Annotated in this window: 19 protein-coding genes; 12 read left to right on the forward strand and 7 right to left on the reverse strand. The window is 37.2% G+C overall.

Annotated elements, in window-relative coordinates; all coding sequences use genetic code 11:
* The first annotated feature begins 64 nt into the window (after positions 1 to 64).
* Together fmt and B3I52_RS09665 are read left to right on the forward strand one after the other, a co-directional pair.
* Positions 65 to 973, forward strand: a complete 909-nt coding sequence (fmt, locus tag B3I52_RS09660) for a methionyl-tRNA formyltransferase (protein WP_293300742.1) — start codon at positions 65 to 67, stop codon at positions 971 to 973.
* Positions 974 to 1,000: 27 nt separating this feature from the next.
* A complete protein-coding gene (locus tag B3I52_RS09665; protein WP_293300744.1) occupies positions 1,001 to 1,606 on the forward strand; it encodes a hypothetical protein in 606 nt (201 codons plus the stop codon).
* A gap of 240 nt (positions 1,607 to 1,846) precedes the next feature.
* Here the strand turns inward: B3I52_RS09665 and B3I52_RS09670 are convergent, their stop codons facing one another.
* Together B3I52_RS09670 and B3I52_RS09675 are read right to left on the reverse strand one after the other, a co-directional pair.
* The gene (locus tag B3I52_RS09670) at positions 1,847 to 2,686 is read right to left on the reverse strand and encodes an aminotransferase class IV (RefSeq protein ID WP_293300745.1); all 840 of its coding nucleotides are present in this window, start codon (positions 2,684 to 2,686) and stop codon (positions 1,847 to 1,849) included.
* A complete protein-coding gene (locus B3I52_RS09675; protein ID WP_293300747.1) occupies positions 2,687 to 3,709 on the reverse strand; it encodes an RluA family pseudouridine synthase in 1,023 nt (340 codons plus the stop codon). It lies immediately after the preceding gene.
* 186 nt (positions 3,710 to 3,895) lie between these two features.
* On the opposite strand from B3I52_RS09675, the gene B3I52_RS09680 reads away from it, so the two are divergent.
* The 4 genes from B3I52_RS09680 (at position 3,896) to B3I52_RS09695 (ending at position 7,843) form a co-directional block, all read left to right on the forward strand.
* Positions 3,896 to 4,900, forward strand: a complete 1,005-nt coding sequence (locus tag B3I52_RS09680; protein ID WP_293300749.1) for a DUF6588 family protein — start codon at positions 3,896 to 3,898, stop codon at positions 4,898 to 4,900.
* Positions 4,901 to 4,948: 48 nt separating this feature from the next.
* A complete protein-coding gene (locus tag B3I52_RS09685) occupies positions 4,949 to 5,821 on the forward strand; it encodes a 1-aminocyclopropane-1-carboxylate deaminase/D-cysteine desulfhydrase (protein WP_293300751.1) in 873 nt (290 codons plus the stop codon).
* 160 nt (positions 5,822 to 5,981) lie between these two features.
* A complete protein-coding gene (gene lat / locus B3I52_RS09690) occupies positions 5,982 to 7,313 on the forward strand; it encodes an L-lysine 6-transaminase (RefSeq protein ID WP_293300753.1) in 1,332 nt (443 codons plus the stop codon).
* A 137-nt stretch (positions 7,314 to 7,450) separates the two neighbouring features.
* Complete coding sequence (locus B3I52_RS09695) at positions 7,451 to 7,843, forward strand: hypothetical protein (RefSeq protein ID WP_293300755.1); 393 nt, start codon at positions 7,451 to 7,453, stop codon at positions 7,841 to 7,843.
* A 36-nt stretch (positions 7,844 to 7,879) separates the two neighbouring features.
* On the opposite strand, the gene B3I52_RS09700 is transcribed toward B3I52_RS09695, so the two are convergent.
* The 4 genes from B3I52_RS09700 to B3I52_RS09715 form a co-directional block, all read right to left on the reverse strand.
* A complete protein-coding gene (locus B3I52_RS09700) occupies positions 7,880 to 9,241 on the reverse strand; it encodes an acyl-CoA dehydrogenase family protein (RefSeq protein WP_293300757.1) in 1,362 nt (453 codons plus the stop codon).
* A gap of 108 nt (positions 9,242 to 9,349) precedes the next feature.
* Positions 9,350 to 10,066 carry a bacillithiol biosynthesis deacetylase BshB1 gene (gene bshB1, locus B3I52_RS09705; protein ID WP_293300759.1) on the reverse strand — a complete coding sequence of 239 codons (717 nt, stop codon included), beginning with the start codon at positions 10,064 to 10,066 and terminating at the stop codon, positions 9,350 to 9,352.
* A 63-nt stretch (positions 10,067 to 10,129) separates the two neighbouring features.
* Positions 10,130 to 10,636 carry a glutathione peroxidase gene (locus B3I52_RS09710; protein ID WP_293300761.1) on the reverse strand — a complete coding sequence of 169 codons (507 nt, stop codon included), beginning with the start codon at positions 10,634 to 10,636 and terminating at the stop codon, positions 10,130 to 10,132.
* Between the two features lie 9 nt (positions 10,637 to 10,645).
* Entirely contained in the window at positions 10,646 to 11,227 is a 582-nt protein-coding gene (locus tag B3I52_RS09715) for a DUF4294 domain-containing protein (protein WP_349678678.1), read from the reverse strand.
* 147 nt (positions 11,228 to 11,374) lie between these two features.
* On the opposite strand from B3I52_RS09715, the gene B3I52_RS09720 reads away from it, so the two are divergent.
* The 6 genes from B3I52_RS09720 (at position 11,375) to B3I52_RS09745 (ending at position 17,662) form a co-directional block, all read left to right on the forward strand.
* Entirely contained in the window at positions 11,375 to 13,585 is a 2,211-nt protein-coding gene (locus B3I52_RS09720; RefSeq protein WP_293300785.1) for a RelA/SpoT family protein, read from the forward strand.
* Between the two features lie 209 nt (positions 13,586 to 13,794).
* Positions 13,795 to 13,971 (forward strand): helix-turn-helix domain-containing protein, encoded by a 177-nt coding sequence (locus B3I52_RS09725; RefSeq protein WP_293300786.1) that lies wholly within the window; start codon positions 13,795 to 13,797, stop codon positions 13,969 to 13,971.
* A gap of 5 nt (positions 13,972 to 13,976) precedes the next feature.
* The gene (locus B3I52_RS09730; RefSeq protein ID WP_293300788.1) at positions 13,977 to 14,144 is read left to right on the forward strand and encodes a hypothetical protein; all 168 of its coding nucleotides are present in this window, start codon (positions 13,977 to 13,979) and stop codon (positions 14,142 to 14,144) included.
* A 304-nt stretch (positions 14,145 to 14,448) separates the two neighbouring features.
* Positions 14,449 to 14,922 carry a Fur family transcriptional regulator gene (locus tag B3I52_RS09735; RefSeq protein ID WP_293300789.1) on the forward strand — a complete coding sequence of 158 codons (474 nt, stop codon included), beginning with the start codon at positions 14,449 to 14,451 and terminating at the stop codon, positions 14,920 to 14,922.
* A 38-nt stretch (positions 14,923 to 14,960) separates the two neighbouring features.
* Entirely contained in the window at positions 14,961 to 16,238 is a 1,278-nt protein-coding gene (locus tag B3I52_RS09740) for an adenylosuccinate synthase (RefSeq protein WP_293300791.1), read from the forward strand.
* Between the two features lie 143 nt (positions 16,239 to 16,381).
* Positions 16,382 to 17,662, forward strand: a complete 1,281-nt coding sequence (locus B3I52_RS09745) for an anthranilate synthase component I family protein (RefSeq protein ID WP_293300793.1) — start codon at positions 16,382 to 16,384, stop codon at positions 17,660 to 17,662.
* Positions 17,663 to 17,732: 70 nt separating this feature from the next.
* Here B3I52_RS09745 and B3I52_RS09750 read toward each other — a convergent pair whose 3' ends face one another.
* Positions 17,733 to 18,539, reverse strand: coding sequence for a M48 family metallopeptidase (locus B3I52_RS09750; RefSeq protein WP_293300795.1), 807 nt, complete (start codon positions 18,537 to 18,539; stop codon positions 17,733 to 17,735).
* Positions 18,540 to 18,560: the final 21 nt, after the last annotated feature.

Below are 18,560 nucleotides of genomic sequence, written 5' to 3' on the forward strand. Positions count from 1 at the left end.
ACTGCCGCCAGTTGCTTACCAAGCGCTAGATTAAATCGTAAATCTAAAATCGTAAATCAAGAAGATGAAAATAGTTTTTATGGGTACGCCTGATTTTGCAGTGGCATCGTTAAATGCAATGAAAAATGCAGGCTTTGATATTGTGGGCGTAGTTACAGCGGCGGATAAACCTGCCGGCAGAGGACAAAAGTTAAATGAAAGTGCCGTAAAAAAATATGCCGTAGAAAACGGATTGAAGGTTTTACAGCCTCTAAAGCTAAAAGACCCCGAATTTATTGCCGAATTACAAGCTTTAAACGCAGATTTACAGGTAGTAGTGGCTTTTAGAATGCTGCCAGAAGTAGTTTGGAACATGCCACCAAAGGGAACGATTAACTTGCATGGCTCTTTGTTACCACAATATAGAGGTGCGGCCCCTATTAATCATGCCATTATAAACGGAGAAAAAGAAAGTGGCGTAACTACCTTCTTTTTAAAGCACGAAATTGATACTGGCGATGTAATTTTTTCTACTAGCACCCCAATTACGGAAGAAGATACTGCGGGTACACTTCATGATAAATTGATGAACATTGGTGCAGAATTAATAGTAAAAACGGTAAAAGCCATTGAAGAGGGTAATTACACCGAAGTACCGCAGCCAATGGATACGGAGCTGAAATTTGCCCCTAAAATTTTCAAAGATTTCTGTGAAATTAATTGGAAACAAGACAACAACATAGTATATAACCATATTAGAGGGTTAAGCCCCTATCCTACTGCCTTTACTTTTTTAAATGAAAAAACTTTAAAAGTTTTTAAAGTAGAGAAAGAAGCTACCACACCTAAAACAGCAGCCGGCATATTTGAAACAGATGGTAAAACTTTTTTAAAGTTTGCAACCAACAATGGCTATATTAACTTATTAGAGCTACAGCTAGAAGGCAAAAAACGGATGAAGGTTGATGAGTTTTTGAGGGGAGTTAGATTATAGCTGAATAATTCATTGTAAATTAACAAAATGGATGAGAACCAGCAACAAAACTTAGCAGCCAAGAGAAAACAACTACAACTTCGGATAAAGGTTGATGAATTTATTGATGCGCATTTTTTACATTGGTTAGAGATTTATGACGTTTTTGCAGCTAATAATATTGCGCACGAACTGGTCCAATTGGCTAATGTAACTCCAGACGAGATAAGCTTTTGGGAAAAGCGAATGGCAACCGAGCCTTTTAGCAAGTTTAATTTCGATACAGAGAAGTTAAATACGGATGACGAAAGGAATATTTTTAGCGAGCTTTACAGATCTTTTCCGTCAAACTACCCATTAAGGTTTATGCCCAATGGTAGCTCGCCCGAGTTAATTTCTGACAGTCCTAATGGCATTATACAAGATTTTGCACAGCAACTTGGTGTTAATTTAGATATGGAAGTTTATTTCATGTATTTATATTATACTCCCGTATTAAAACTAAAACTAAGAGCTATTGTTGAGCATGCCGAGCAGCTTTACGATTTTCCGATGGATGACATTGTAATTGCTGCACCTAATTTTGATTGGCTCATCTTCCGGTCGATGGAGGAAGAATGGCGATTTTGCCGAAGTGCCAATACAAGAAGTTAATTAAACCTTATTGTAGCGGAATACTTTTTGTTGTGTCATTTTCGACGAAGAATGAGGAGAAATCTGTTATATAGCCACTCCAATTTTAGATTTCTCACATACGTTCGAAATGACGTAGAACGGAGGACAAAAAGATTATAGCGGGAAGAAGGACTGCTATTGCCAGTAGCGAAAGACATTGTTTTTCACTCCAAAATAAATGATCTGCTTTCTTTTTACTTTTGAATTTCTACTTTTAACTTAGATAGATTGGTTTAACCAACCACTAAATGCCCTTGCTATTTCGTTAAAATAGCGTTTACGACCATAGCCCATAACCCAACGTACACCGTTTACGGCATTCGTTAAAAAAACTTCTTCGGCTTCGTTTAAGATCTGCGGATTAATCTGTGCCTCTATTAATGGCAATTGGTGTTGTTTGGCCAATTGCATAATTACATTGCGCATTACACCGCCCACACAGCCTTCGGAGAGTGCTGGCGTATAAATTTGGTTCTGATAAATTACAAAGAGGTTTGAACTGGTGCTTTCGCACAAAAAACCATTTTGGTTAAGTAACAAAACCTCGTCTAAACGATGCTGTTTTTGATAAATAGCCGCCATTACAAAAGGCAGAGAATTGGTAGTTTTATAATTGGAAAGTTTATTGATGGGTTTAGTAATCTCATCGTAAACATCTATAATAACACCTTTTTTATTAAACTCGTAACCTTGTGTTTCTAATGGTTTTGCCTCTAATAAATAGCCTGCTTTATTGGTTTCGGGCATATAAAGGCCTTCGCCTTGCCTATAAATAGTTAACCGGAAACGGGCATTGCCTTGAGTTTTATTTTTACGTGCTAGTTCTGCGGTTTTTTGCTTCAAAAAATAATCGTCTAACAAATTATAGCCATCCATTTTTAAGGCTTTCATGGTTGCTTTTATTCGGTCGGCGTGTAATTCTGGATATTGTAGTTTTCCGTTGCACATCCGCATACTCTCAAAAAAACCATCCCCAAACTTAAAAGCTCGGTTGCTAACTTTCAAAATAGCGGTATCGTTGGCTAAAAACTGGTCGTTAAATAAAATAAACTGCGACATTTAAGCTATATAATTACGCCATTTAGTTAATACTGATTCAAAATCTGCTGGCATTGGTACCTCAAATTCCATATACTTTTGTGTGGTTGGATGTACAAAGCCCAAGATTTGCGCATGTAAGGCCTGACGCGGCATCAACTCAAAACAGTTGGCAACAAATTGCTTGTATTTAGTAAACGTAGTTCCTTTTAAAATCTTATCGCCGCCATAAGTGGCATCGCTAAATAGTGGATGTCCGATGTGTTTCATGTGTGCCCTAATTTGGTGGGTACGGCCTGTTTCTAGTTGACAGCTTACCAAGGTTACATAGTTTAAACGTTCTAAAACTTTGTAGTTAGTTACCGACCATTTACCCTTTTCTTCATCGTCATATACCTCTTGTATAATTCTATTTTTTAGGCTTCTGCCAATGTAACCTTCTATCCTACCATCATTTTCAATATCGCCCCAGGCTAAAGCTACATATTTTCGGGTAATACTATGGTCGAAGAACTGTTTAGCCAATTTAGTCATGGTAATTTCGTTCTTGCTAATGAGCAACAAGCCCGATGTATCTTTATCTATACGGTGCACCAAACCAGGTCTTCCGTCGTTACCGGGCAAGGTTGGCAATTTTTCGAAATGAAAAGCCAAAGCATTTACCAAAGTGCCGGTATAATTATTAAAACCAGGATGTACCACCATACCTGCAGGCTTATTTACCACCAGCAGGTCATCGTCTTCGTAAACAATATCAATTGCAATATCCTCCGGATAAACTTCGGTATCGCGTGGTGGCTGGGCATAAACAATAGAAATTTCGTCTAATGGCTTTACTTTATAGCTAGCTTTAATTTGCTGCTTGTTTACCAGTACATTTCCGGCATCAATGGCGTTTTGTATTCTATTTCTTGATGCATTTTCTATCCGGTGCATCAAAAACTTGTCAATACGCAATAACGATTGTCCTTTATCTACAACAATATTAAAATGCTCAAATAAATCCTGTTCTTCATCTTCTTGCCCTATTGCGAAATTTTCCATGCTACAAAAGTAATTTATCAAAATGATATTCCTTTAAAACAATTTGGCTTATTTATTGTAGTGTGGGTAGCGAGTTAATGATGTGCGTATGAAAAAATTATCCGAAAACTTCAGAATAATAATCAATTTTTTTCCTTATTTGATTAGAAAGATTTATTTTCGTATCTGATAATCAAACAAATAAACATGAAAAATAGATTTAGAGCGCTAAAGAATATGGTATTATTTAGCGCTTTTTTGTTGCCTTTAAATTTAATGGCACAAGATGAGGTTGGAGATTTAATAATAGGATCGCCGGCTGATGCAACCAAATTAATTAACGCCTATGCCGCTCCTGCTTTTAAAGGGTTTGGCCTAGGGTTAAACTCGGGTTGGGCAAACTCTGCAAAAAGTATTGGTGCGTTTCGTTTTGATTTAAGAGTAACGGTTACCGCAGCAATGTCTCCAAAAAAAGACCAAAGTTTTGATGTAAGTACTTTAGGGCTACAAACCTTAAAACCTACCAATCCTTCAAAAACTATTTCTCCTACAGTTACGGGAGACGATGTAGAAGGTGTAGAGATGATTTCTACTACAGCATCGAGCCCGCAACCATTCAAATTACCCAAAGGTATGGGTTTTAACTATATCCCTTCTCCACAAGTACAACTTACCGTAGGCTTGCCTAAAAACATAGATGTTTCTTTACGATACTCACCAACCATTGACCTCAATGAAAATGGAAAATTTAGTTTATTTGGCATTGGAGCTAAAGTAGAGGTACTCCCTTTAATACTTGGCAAAACAGGCAAATTACTTCCTTTTGATTTGGCTGTAGCTGGTGGTTATACCAAACTAAAATACGAGCTGCCTTTAGATGTTAATAGCGGAAAGTACAACGATCAAGTTCTTAAAACAGAATTTGGCGGTTTTAGTGCAGAGGCAATTATTTCTAAAAAACTAGCCATCTTTACGCCATTTGCCAGTTTAGGATATAACACCGCACAACATAAAATTAATGCACTAGGCACTTATGACATGGATACAAATGGTATAAAAAATCCAATTAGCATTGACGACAAAAGCATTAATGCCGTAAAAGCTAGTGCAGGTTTTCAATTAAAACTAGCCGTATTAAAGTTATATGCGTCTTATACGCTTTCAGAATATAACTACGTGAACGCAGGTATTGGCTTAGGCATAGGAAAATAAAATTTTAAAAACCGATTTAAAAAGCTTCTCTTTGGAGAAGCTTTTTTTATGCAGTTACCTAGCCCACTACATCAAATTCTCTACAATAGCGCATCATTTTTTATCAAGAGAGATGACCTGATAGATCCTTTCGTATCGGGCAATAAATGGCGTAAACTTAAATACATCCTATTAGATGCGGCTGCTAAAAACAAAAATCATTTAGTAACATTTGGCGGTGCTTATTCTAATCATTTATTGGCCGCCGCAGCAGCAGCAGCCAAGCATCATCTACAAGTAACCGCATTTGTTAGAGGCGAGGAAGTAAACAACCCAATGCTATCGCTTTGTAAGATATTTGGTATGCAATTATACTTTGTTGATAGGGAAAGTTACAAAAACAAGCCTAGATTATATGAATTGCACTTTGGAAGCAACAAAGCTGCCTATTTTATTGATGAAGGTGGTGCAAGTGAGGAAGCAACCATTGGTTGCACTGAAATTATTGACGAGCTAACTGAACAATTCGACTATATCTTCTGTGCAGCAGGAACAGGCACAACGGCAGCAGGTTTATTAAAAGGCATCAATCAGCTAGCCTTAGCTACTCAATTGCATATAGTTCCTGTTTTAAAGGGTGGCGATTTCATCAAAGATGAGATTTTCAAATATGAAAAAAACTTGACGAAATTACATTTACATACTGATTATCATTTTGGTGGCTATGCAAAAACTACCCCTGAGTTAATTTCATTTATTAAAGATTTTACTTCAAAAACTGGCGTATTAATAGACCCCGTTTACACTGGAAAAATGTTTTATGCCATAAACGATTTAATAGAAAGCAAGCAGATCTCAAAAGATGCTAAAATATTAGCGATCCACACCGGTGGATTGTTCGGAATTCTCGGAATGATTGACGAGTTTTCGAAGATTTCCTGAAAACATTTTTTCCACATTTTTCAACTACCGTGAAAGTTGCCATCAAAATCTAACTTTAAACTGTTTAAACCTAGTTTTTGAACTCGGGGTTCAAAAACCGCCTAGATTTGATTTTTAGACACATTTATATAAATTTGAGTTATACCAAAAACCTAAATCTATGTATCAATTAAGTGTAGCTCCAAACCAAGTTAAATCAACACTGAAAAAACATATCCTTGCCGACGGGTACGACCTTACCTACGATATGGAAAAAAGTAACGGTGCTTATATTTACGACTCTAAATATAACCGAAAGCTCCTCGATTTTTTCACCTGCTTTGCTTCAGTTCCGCTCGGTTATAATCATCCAAAAATGGTTAATGACGAGGCTTTTAAACATAACCTACTGCTTGCTGCGCTATCAAACCCATCTAACTCCGATGTTTATACCCAACAATATGCAGAGTTTGTAAACACCTTTTCTCGTGTGGGCATTCCTAATTATTTGCCCCATGCCTTTTTTATTGCAGGCGGCGCTTTGGCCATAGAAAATGCACTTAAAGTAGCCATGGACTGGAAAGTGCAAAAAAACTTCGTAAAAGGTTATAAAGAGGAAAAAGGCTTTAAGGTAATCCATTTTGAAAAAGCTTTTCACGGAAGAAGCGGATATACTTTAAGTTTAACCAATACCTTACCCGATAAAACTAAGTGGTTTGCGAAATTCGATTGGCCAAGGGTAAGTACACCACAGCTTAAGTTTCCTTTAAATGAAGATAACTTAAGAACCGCCGAAGAAACCGAAGCTATTTCCATTGCACAAATTAAGCAAGCTTTTGCCGACAACAAAGATGACATTTGCGCCATCATTATCGAGCCAATACAATCTGAGGGAGGAGACAACCATATCAGGGAAGAATTTTTAATTAAATTACGCCAACTGGCCGATGAAAATGAAGCAATGCTAATCTATGATGAAGTACAAACTGGCGTAGGTTTAACCGGCAAGTTTTGGTGCCATCAACATTTTAGCGAGAAAGCCAGACCAGATATTATCGCCTTTGGCAAAAAAATGCAGATATGTGGCATTTTGGTTGGCAATAAAGTTGATGAAATTGAAGGAAATGTTTTTAATGTGCCTTCTCGAATTAATTCTACTTGGGGTGGTAATTTGGTTGATATGGTACGTTCTACCCAAATTTTAAATATTGTGGAAGAAGACCAACTTTGTGAAAATGCAGCTCATGTAGGCGCATACCTAAAAAACCAACTGCACGAGCTTGCTAACAAATACGACAAAATGAGTAATATTAGAGGCAGAGGATTATTATGTTCTTTTGATTTTCCTGATAAGGACATGAGGAACAAGTTTATTGAAAAAGGAATGGAAAACAATGTTATGTTTCTGGGATGTGGCAACCAAACTATCCGCTTTAGGCCCGCACTTTGCATAGAGGAACAACATATTGACGAGGGAATAGCAGTAATGCATAAAATATTACCGACTTTGTAAAATTTACGCAGCTATTTTGGTTGCTACTTTCTTTTTATAAACCATTAAGAGTGCTCTAAACTGAGCTTCTTAATGGTTTATATATTTCATGACTTACTTTCTACAAACCAAAAGTCAATTTCTATTAAATTCGAAACATGAAAAAAATCGGACTTCTATTGTTTGTTTTAGCTCTTATTGGTTGGATGCTAAAAGACACTTTTACACAATCGGGGATAGAAGATTTAAAGGGAGGCTTTGCCGAAGTAGGGAGCTACAGAAATGAAAACAACACTGGCCCAGTACAGCGTATTTACTCGGTAACTGTTAAAGATACAACACAAGCGCAACTAAAAGAATATGGTGATTTGATGCCCCACAACAAATACGGCAATACCAAAGTTTATTACTTTTTAGAGGGTAAAGAAGTACCGTCAAAACTTTCGCCTGGCGATATCAATTTTGACAACAAATTCAATAACAATTGTTTTGCCTTATACGAAAAAAGTGCCATGGGCAATGTAGGCTTAGTAAGGTGGCCATTTCGTTAAACTGTACTTGTTAGCCCGAGCCAGACACTGCAAACCTCAAATAAAGGCAGAATGACCCGTAATAGCACGACCAACAATTAAAGTATTGATTTCTTTGGTTCCTTCGTACGAGTAAATAGCCTCAGCATCTGCTACAAACCGAGCTACATCGTATTCTAGTAAAATACCATTTCCGCCCATTACTTCTCTGGCACGGCTTACTACATCGCGAGTTCGCATAGAGCAAAAAACTTTGGCTAAAGAAGCGTGCTCATCAGTTAATAAATTTTGATCCTGCAATTGCGACAACCTAAAGCATAGCGTTTGCATGGCAGTTAAATTAGACAACATTTCTACCAAATGATTTTGGATTAACTGAAAGGAGGAAATAGGTTTACCAAACTGCTTACGTTTTTGTGTATAAGCCAGCGCTGCTTCGTAAGCTCCTCTGGCACATCCCACCGCCTGCCATGCTACTCCTGCCCTAGTCATCTGCAATACTTTGGCCGTATCTTTAAAAGAATTTGCATTTTGCAACCTATCTGCCTCATCTACCTCACAGTTTTTCAGGGTAATTAAACCATTTTGAACAATACGCAGTGCCATTTTATCTTGCATTTTCTCTACTGAAAATCCTGGTGTACCTTTTCTAACCAAAAACCCCTTTACCTGGTTATCATCTAAATCTCTGGCCCAGATGATGGTAATATCTGAAAATGTAGCATTACCAATCCACTTCTTTTGTCCATTGATAATCCATTTATCTCCACTTCTTTTTACGGTAGTTGTCAATCCTCCTGCCGCTCCAGAGCCCACCTCGGGTTCGCTTAAGCCAAATGCGCCAATGGTTTTAAACTGTTGCATAGAAGGTAACCATTGTTGTTTTTGTTCTTCAGAGCCGAGCAAATAAATACTGCCCATAGCCAAACCACTTTGAACACCAAAATATGTCGAAATAGAAGTATCGATCCTAGCTAATTCCATAGCTAAAATCCCTTCCATTAAGTTAGATTTACCGGCACAACCGTAACCTTTATAAGTTAAGCCACAAATGTTTAATTCGGCAATTTTTGGAATTAACTCATACGGAAATTCGGCCCGTAACCAATAATCGTTCACTATTGGCTTTACTTCCCTTTCTAAGAAAGTCCTCACTTTTAATTGTAAAGCCCTATCCTCTTCGTTTAACGCTTCTTCCCCTAGTTGATAAAAATCTCCCTCGATATGTGGTAATGCTCTCTTTCGAGAACTTCCGCCCATCATTTTCATCATACCTTGTAATTGTTTTTCATCGAGATTAGCGATCGCTTCCACCATTTTCGGTAAATCAACTTTTTTGGAGAGTACATCCAATTGCTGAAAATCTATACTTCTAAATAATTGATAAGCGTTTTTTAAAGAGGAAAATAGATTGGCCATTAGTTAGTATAAGTAAATAGTTAAAATTTAAAACCATTCATACAGTTTTGCTCACTTCTACTTTAAACAACAACAAACAACCGAAATTGTTGGCCTCTGGATAATTACTTACTTCAAATTAAACAAGCTATCAACCCCCAAAAGTTTTCTTGAAGTAAAACCTTCGCCATATTCTGCGCCTATATTTTTACCCATTTCTCTGGCTCTGGCAATTACCGACTGTAAGAAAGCTGGCGTAGAAATATAGGTTTGCGGCTCGTCTTCACCGGGACTATTGAATTGAGTTTTAAATGCTTTTATCGCTTCAATTTTCTGTTCCATTTGTGCAGAAATATCAATAATTATATCGGGCTTAATGTAAGTATCTTGAATATACTGTAATGTTAGCCGTGGTCGCCAAGGCTGTTGCGAAATTCCGTCTATCGAAGTTTCTATTTTCCTCAAGCCAGATAGAAAAATGGCATCATTTGCCAAATCGGAGGCCCTTCCATGATCTGGATGGCGATCATATAAAGCATTGGTTAAAACAATCTCGGGCTGGTATTTACGAATCATCTTAATCAATTTTAGTTGATGTTCTTCATCGTTTTTAAAGAAACCATCCCTAATTCCTATGTTTTCCCTAACGTGTATGCCCATAATTGCAGTGGCATTTTTAGATTCTTCTGTTCTCGTTTCGGCCGTTCCTCTTGTACCAAGTTCGCCTTTGGTAAAATCTATTATACCTACTTTTTTCCCTTGTGTAATATGTTTAATAATGGTACCCGAACATCCCAGTTCTGCATCATCTGGATGAACGGCCAAAACCAATAAATCTAATTTCATAAAATTAATTTTGAATACTTGAATTAATGAATACCGAATAATCTTTTAACATCGGTTTCTAGTTCAGTAATTTTCCAATAGCAATCGTTGTATTTTCTTCTTTACTTTTGATGAAGTTGGTTTGGTAAAAGGATAAAAATACTCTACCACCTCTCCTTTTTTATTGACCAAATACTTATGAAAATTCCAACGAGGGGTAGATGTTAAATTTCCATTTAGTTTTTTATCGGCCAAAAACTTAAATAGCGGATGAGCTTCTTTGCCCCTAATCATCACCTTATCGAACACCGGAAATTGCACCCCATAATTTACTTCGCAAAACTCGCCAATGGCCTTACCTTCTAAGGGCTCCTGCTTACCAAAATCATTAGAAGGAAAGCCTAAAACCTCAAAATCATCTGCAGAAAATTCTTCTCTAATTTGTTGTAATTCTTTTAACTGGGGCGTAAAACCACAACCCGAAGCCGTATTCACAATCAACAATACTTTACCTTTGTAATCGACCAAGTTTTTTTCTTTTCCATCAACAAGACGAGCTTTAAATGGATATACCGTTGGTTTTAAATTCATATCTTAAATTCACTGATAGTAGCCAGAGCTTCTAATGATCGATTCGATATCTCTATCTTCCTGCATACTATAAGTACTTTTTAGGTTATGGCCTACAACTCTTGCTACCAATTGGTAAGAAAACGCCGCAAATTTACCTTTTGTTTCCTTCACAATGTCATAAGTTGTTCGTCCAACCTCTCTATCAATTAATTTAGTTAATATTTGTCCTTGTGTAATGGTTAATTCCTTTATTTCGGTATTAAACATTTTTTTTATTTCCTGATCGCACTCCTTTACCAAATGCTTTTGTATTTTTTTGTCGGACACTAAAGCCAAATCACGTTCTAATTGTTCGTATCTGCGTTTGGCAAAAAGCGCATAGGGAATTACTTTTAGTACATTGTACCTCAATCTATTATAGGCAGCTTGTTCTTGTGGCGATTTCCAAACTCGTTGTCCAAAAATCACAACCTCTTTTAATCCTATCCAAGGTATCATCAAACCACCATCGTTGGTAGCAGCTACACGAATAGTATCATTTTTACCTAATTTTGGCCAAATAGCATTCGATGTGCTATCTTGCGCCTTTGCCCCAAGAGTAGCAATCATGACAATTGAAAGTGCAAAAAAACGATAAAATTTCATAAATTTATGCCTATTCAAAGTTAAAGCTATTTTTATACATTAGTTTTAACCACAATCTAATATAGTACATTATAGTTTAAAAATCATCATAAATTTACCTACAAAAAACAAATGAAGAACACGCTAGTTATAGATTTAGAAGCTGAAAAAAAAGAGATACTTAAAAGATATAGGGCTTTGTTGCGTGCCTGTAAATCCACTTTACAGCGTGGAGATAAAAAAGAAATACGCAAAGCGTTTGACATGGCGCTGGAAAGCCATAAAGACATGCGCCGCAAATCTGGCGAACCTTACATATACCACCCTATTGCGGTAGCACAAATTGCTGCCGAAGAAATTGGATTAGGAACAACCTCTATTGTTTGTGCCTTATTGCACGACGTGGTAGAAGATACCAATATTACCCTAGAAGATATTGAGCGTGAGTTTGGTAAGAAAACCGCTAAAATTATTGATGGTTTGACCAAAATAGCTGGCGTTTTTGACACGAACAGTTCGTTACAGGCAGAAAATTTTAGAAAAATGTTGCTTACTCTTGCCGATGATGTAAGGGTAATTTTAATTAAACTGGCAGACAGGTTGCATAATATGCGTACCATGGATTTCATGCCTCGCCAAAAGCAACTGAAAATAGCTTCGGAAACAATCTATTTATATGCTCCCTTAGCCCACAGACTGGGCTTGTATGCCATAAAATCGGAACTGGAAGATTTGGCAATGAAATATTTAGAGCCCGACACCTATAAATTTATCGCTACCCAACTTAATGAGAAAAAAGCCGAAAGAAATGCCTTTATTAAAAGTTTTGTAGAACCTATTAACGATATTTTAGCAGAGCAAGGTTTAGTTGCCAATGTTTACGGGCGGCCAAAGTCTATCCATTCGATATGGAATAAAATGAAGAAAAAAAATATTCCTTTTGAAGAGGTTTATGATTTGTTTGCCATTAGAATTATATTAGATAGTGCACCAGAAACTGAAAAAGCAGACTGTTGGAAAGCTTACTCTATTGTTACCGACCTCTACCGTCCAAACCCCGATCGTTTACGCGACTGGGTGTCATCGCCCAAAGGAAATGGCTACGAATCCTTACACACTACGGTAATGGGTCCAAAAGGACAATGGGTTGAAGTGCAAATAAGAACACGACGCATGAACGAAATTGCAGAAAAAGGTTTTGCGGCACACTGGAAATATAAAGAATCTAACAACGATAATGGCCTAGACCAATGGATACAAAAGGTACGTGAGATGCTGAGCAACCCGGAATCTAACGCTTTAGACTTCTTGGATGATTTTAAAATGAACCTATTTTCTGATGAGATTTTTATTTTCACGCCAAAAGGGGCCTTACTACAACTGCCTTTGGGTGCAACGGCGTTAGATTTTGCCTTCGAAATACATACCGATATTGGCGCTAAGTGTATTGGGGCAAAAGTGAACCACAAATTAGTACCACTTTCGTATAAACTGCAAAATGGCGATCAAGTAGAAATTATTACTTCGAGCAAGCAAACACCCAAAGAAGATTGGCTTAACATTGTGATGACGGCTAAGGCCAAATCTAAAATTAAATCATCCTTAAAAGAAGAAAAACGTAAAATTGCAGAAGAAGGTAAAGAATTATTGGAACGCAAACTGAAATCGTTAAAGATTACCTACAACACCGATAACCTTAACAAATTAAGCTATTTCTTTAAACTTCAATCTACCCAAGACCTGTTTATAGCTGTAGCTACCGGAAAAATAGAGCTAAAAGACCTTAGAGAATACGTTGCAAGCGAGAAAGAAATTGAGAACAGGGGAAATGAAAAAGTAAGCGACAACGAACGTATTGATGCTTTGCTAAAAAAGGTAAAAGGTCCAGAATCTGATGTATTATTAATTGGCGAAGACTTACAAAAAATAGACTACACTTTAGCAGCTTGTTGCAACCCAATACCTGGCGATGATGTTTTTGGCTTTGTAACCGTTAACGAAGGCATAAAAATACATCGTACCAATTGCCCCAATGCGGCACAACTAATGGCTAACTACGGTTATAGAATAGTAAAAGCCAAATGGAACAGGCAACAAGAATTAAGCTTTTTAACCGGTTTACGTATTGTAGGAATTGATGATGTGGGCTTGATCAATAGTTTAACAAAGGTAATATCTAACGATTTTCATGTAAACATTAGATCTATTACAGTTGACACCAACGATGGTATTTTTGACGGCACCATTAAAGTTTTTGTAAACGACAAAGAACATTTAGATAATTTGATTAAAAATTTACTGGATGTAAAAGGGATAACTGGTGTTACAAGGTTTGATGCGTAAATTTTATTCAAGACATGTTCATTTGCTATCGAGTAAAATCATTACATGACACAGAATTAGCATTTGAACAAATCGATGAATTATAAAGGAAAAGAATAATTATCAAAAAAGTTCCCAAATCAAGAACATCGTACTGTATTTGTAATAAGTTATTAAAAAAACATTACCCAATTGAAGCTCCAGACCCAATAGAGACTATAAAAATAAGGATGGAAGAAATGCATTTAAAACAGGTTGATTTGACTGAAGAAATTGGAAGTAAAAGTAGGGTTCTTGAAATTTTAAACCGTAAACGTAAATTGACCGTTGAAATGATTCGGAATCTAAATAAGCGACTAAATTTATCGCCATCACTTTTAATAAATAATTATCAGCTAACAAGATAAGGGTGATGAAAAATATCGCCATCATATTCATCCTCTTGCTGGCAACCACCAAACTATATGCACAGCCTGGTGGTGGTGGTTTAAGAATTACCAATCTGTACAACCAAATCGGCGAGAAAATCAATATCTATTCCGATTCGTCTATTAAAATACGCTCCTTTAGCTTACAGTAAGACATTACCATCCACCTACCCCAAACCGTAGCGCTATTATGTTTCCGCAAAAACGGTATCGAGTTTGAAGTTGAAGCAACCGATAAAAATTATAAAAAATACAAATCAGAACATGGGCGCTACTATCAGTTCAATTCATCAATAACAATTCCATACAATTTGGTAAAGCCATTTTTAAATACCAAGCTGGCTATTTAAACAAATCGTCAAAACAATTTAACAATAGCGCAATTTATCAACATAAATCTGTATAATCCTTTAATCTCTGTAATCTATTGATTACCTTTGAATGGAGTTTAAAACTATGTCTGAACAGAATACAAACGAGTTGGTTAGAAAGATATTCGAAGCCTATCTCGAAAATAAAAACTTAAGAAAAACCCCTGAGCGTTTTGCCATTTTAGAAGAAATCTACTCAAGAGACGATCATTTTGATGTAGAGACTCTTTATATACACATGAAAAACCAAAAATACCGTGTAAGTAGAGCCACGGTTTACAATACATTAGAGCTATTGGTTTCTTGTGATTTGGTGACTAAACACCAATTTGGCAAAAACATGGCACAGTTTGAAAAGTCTTACGGCTATCATCAACACGATCACGTAATTTGTATAGACTGCGGCAAGGTAGTAGAATTCTGCGACCCTCGTATTGGCCAAATCCAAAACATGGTTGGCGAGCTATTAAAATTCGACATCAAACATCACTCTTTAAATCTTTATGGCGTATGTTTCGATTGTGGCGCAGCCGCCGCTGTTAAAAATAAAGCACACTAATTATACAATAACAAATATTATTCTCTTAATTTATTATAATGACGCAAGTAGATGTACTACTAGGCCTACAATGGGGCGATGAAGGTAAAGGAAAAATCGTTGATGTTCTCAGCCCGCAATATGATTTAATAGCTCGTTTCCAAGGCGGCCCAAATGCAGGGCACACCTTAGAATTTGATGGCAAAAAATTTGTATTAAACACCATTCCTTCGGGTATTTTCAATGAAAAAACCATGAACCTTATTGGTAACGGTGTAGTAATTGACCCTATCATTTTAAAAAGGGAGTTAGATAATTTGAGAGCCGCTGGGCATGACCCAGTGGGTAAAGGAAAATTAGTTTTAGCACGTAAAGCACACCTAATTTTACCAACTCACCAGTTATTAGATGCTGCTAACGAGCAAAAAATGGGTGCCGGCAAAATTGGCTCTACGTTAAAGGGTATTGGCCCAACCTATATGGACAAAACCGGCCGAAATGGTATCCGCGTTGGCGACACTACCCTGCCAGACTTTAAAGAAAGATACGAGAAACTTGTACAAAAGCACAAAGAAATTCTTTCTCATTACGAATTTGAATATGACTTGGCAGAAAAAGAAGCCAAATTTTTCGAAGCCATTGAGTTTATCAAATCAATTCCGCATGTAGATAGCGAGCACTTTGTAAACGGTTATTTAAAAGAAGGTAAAAAAGTATTGGCAGAAGGTGCTCAAGGTGCATTACTAGATGTTGATTTTGGTTCGTATCCGTTTGTCACCTCTTCTAACACTACTACCGCTGGCGCTTGCACTGGTTTAGGTATTGCCCCTAATAAAGTGGGCGATGTTTATGGGATTTTCAAAGCATACTGCACCAGAGTTGGTGGCGGCCCTTTCCCTACCGAATTGTTCGACGAAACTGGCGAAACTTTACGTGCCGTAGGTCATGAGTTTGGCGCTACAACAGGTAGAGCTCGCCGTTGCGGATGGATTGATTTGCCCGCATTAAGATATGCCATCATGTTAAACGGTGTTACCGAGTTAATTATGATGAAAGCTGACGTACTGGATGGCTTTGATACCATTTACGCCTGTACACACTACGAGCACGATGGGCAAACTATCGATTACATGCCTTACGATATTATTACTGTACAGCCTAAACCTGTATTAAAAGCAATTGAAGGCTGGAAAACAGATTTAACCGGCATTACTTCAACAGCTCAAATTCCGGCTCAATTAAATGCTTACATTGAGTTCTTGGAAAAAGAATTAGAAGTTCCAATCAAGTTTTTATCGGTTGGGCCGGATAGAAAACAGACATTAACACTAAAGTAGTTTCTTTAGATAAAGAGAATCCCTCGGTAGTTTATCGGGGGATTTTTATTTAGAAAATATTCATTTTTGAGCTAATACATTCTATTTTTGCTTGCTGCCTATCGTTAGGTGCTACTCAAACTCGTATAGTACGAAAAAGACCGATGACTGCTGAGGAAATTTCTAATTTTAAACAAAAAGCACTTCAATACGCATCAAACTTTGATGTTTGTTGTTACCTGGATTCGCATAATTACCCAGACAAATATGGTAATTACGATTGCTTAATTGCTTTCGGTGTAGAAAAAGAACTAACTACTTCGGTTGGCAATGCTTTTTCATCCTTAAAAAATTTTGTTGATGAAAACAAGGCGTGGATGTTTGGCCTGCTCAGTTACGAGCTAAAAAATGAAACCGAAGAACTTCAACATCAAACTAGTGATAATTTAAGCTTCCCAGATTTGTACTTTTTTATTCCAACACATTTAATTGCTATCAAGGATAACAATATACAAGTCCTTAAAGGTGAAAAAAGCATCATAGAAAAAATTAACAACCTAGCATTTCATAAAACTGAACCTGCAAACAACCGTTTAAATATTCAGCGTAGATTTACCAAAACAGCGTACCTAAGTAGTTTAGAAAAGATTAAACAGCACCTTAAACGAGGGGATGTTTACGAAATAAATTTTTGCCAGGAATTTTTCGCCGAAAATGCAACCATAGATCCGCTATACACCTACAACAGGTTAAAAGAAATCTCTCCAACTCCTTTCTCTGGTTTCTTTAAAATAAAGGATAAATACATCCTATCGGCAACGCCAGAACGCTTTTTATCAAAACGAGGCCACACGCTTACTTCGCAACCCATTAAAGGCACAGCCAAAAGAAGCACCAATGCAAAAGAAGACCTACACATAAAAACCACCTTAAAAAACAGCCAAAAAGAACAGGCAGAAAATGTAATGATTGTAGATTTAGTTAGAAATGACCTGACTAAAAGTGCTGTAAAAGGAAGCGTTAAAGTTGATGAATTGTTCGGGATATACAGCTTTCCACAAGTACACCAGATGATCTCTAGCATTAGTTGCGAACTTTCTCCAAATATTCATTTTGTAGATGCCCTTAAAAATACTTTCCCAATGGGATCGATGACGGGAGCACCTAAATTGCGTGCCATGCAATTGATCGATAAATATGAAAGGAGTAAAAGGGGCGCCTATTCTGGTTCTTTTGGCTATATTACTCCAAATGGCGATTTTGATTTTAACGTAGTAATTAGAAGCATCCTATACAACGCAGCGGCACAATACCTATCTTTTCAGGTTGGCGGAGCAATTACCTATGCATCTGAACCAGAAAAAGAATACGAAGAGTGCTTGTTGAAAGCATCTGCCATAATGAGTGTATTAACCCCAATTCCTAAAGAGGCTTCCAAAACCTAAAATCAAAAATGCTTTGCAAAAAATCTTGCAAAACATTTTCAAAAAACTCCCCTTTAGCGGTTGGGGACTACTATTTCCCTTTATAATATTTCATTGCCTCTGGCAAATCTTTTTGTATTTGTGCAATACGAGCGGCATCAGACGGGTGGGTACTTAAAAAAGCAGGTGGTTTTTGAGAACCAGAACTAGCTTGCGCCATTCTTTGCCAAAAGTCAACCGCATTGGTTGGGTTATAGCCAGCCATTGCCATAAATGCCAACCCCATTTTATCTGCTTCTAACTCTTGGTTTCTACCATAACTTAAAATAGTTAACTGCCCGCCAATACCATAAGCTGCATTAATATAATCAGCATATTTTGAGTTAGCACTTGCTACGCCCACTACTGTTCCTAAACCTTGCGCTACTGTCATTTGCGATGCCCTTTCTGCCGAGTGTTGTGCAATAGCGTGGGCAACTTCGTGTCCCATTACCGTGGCCAGGCCAGCTTCGTCTTTAGTTACTGGCAAAATTCCTGTATAAACAGCTATTTTGCCACCTGGCATACACCAAGCATTTATTTCTTTACTGTCAATTAGGTTATATTCCCATTTGTAGTTAGCAATTTGATCGCCATAACCATTCTGGTTCATATACTGTGTAACGGCAGCAGCAATTTTTTGTCCTACACGTTTTACCATTTGGGCGTTTGCCGAAGTAGTTGATACCACCTTAGTTTGCGGATTGCTCATTAACTGTGCATAACCAATAGCGGCTTGTTGCTGCAATTGAGTATCATCTACCAAACTTAATCTGCTACGTCCGGTTAATGGCACCGTAGAGCACGAGGACATGGCCAATATTGCTGTTGCCATTCCTAAAAATATAACCTTCTTCATGATTTTAAAATTATTGCCTAA

This window comes from Pedobacter sp. UBA4863 (assembly GCF_002399615.1).
In the GTDB taxonomy this organism is placed as follows: Bacteria; Bacteroidota; Bacteroidia; order Sphingobacteriales; family Sphingobacteriaceae; genus Pedobacter.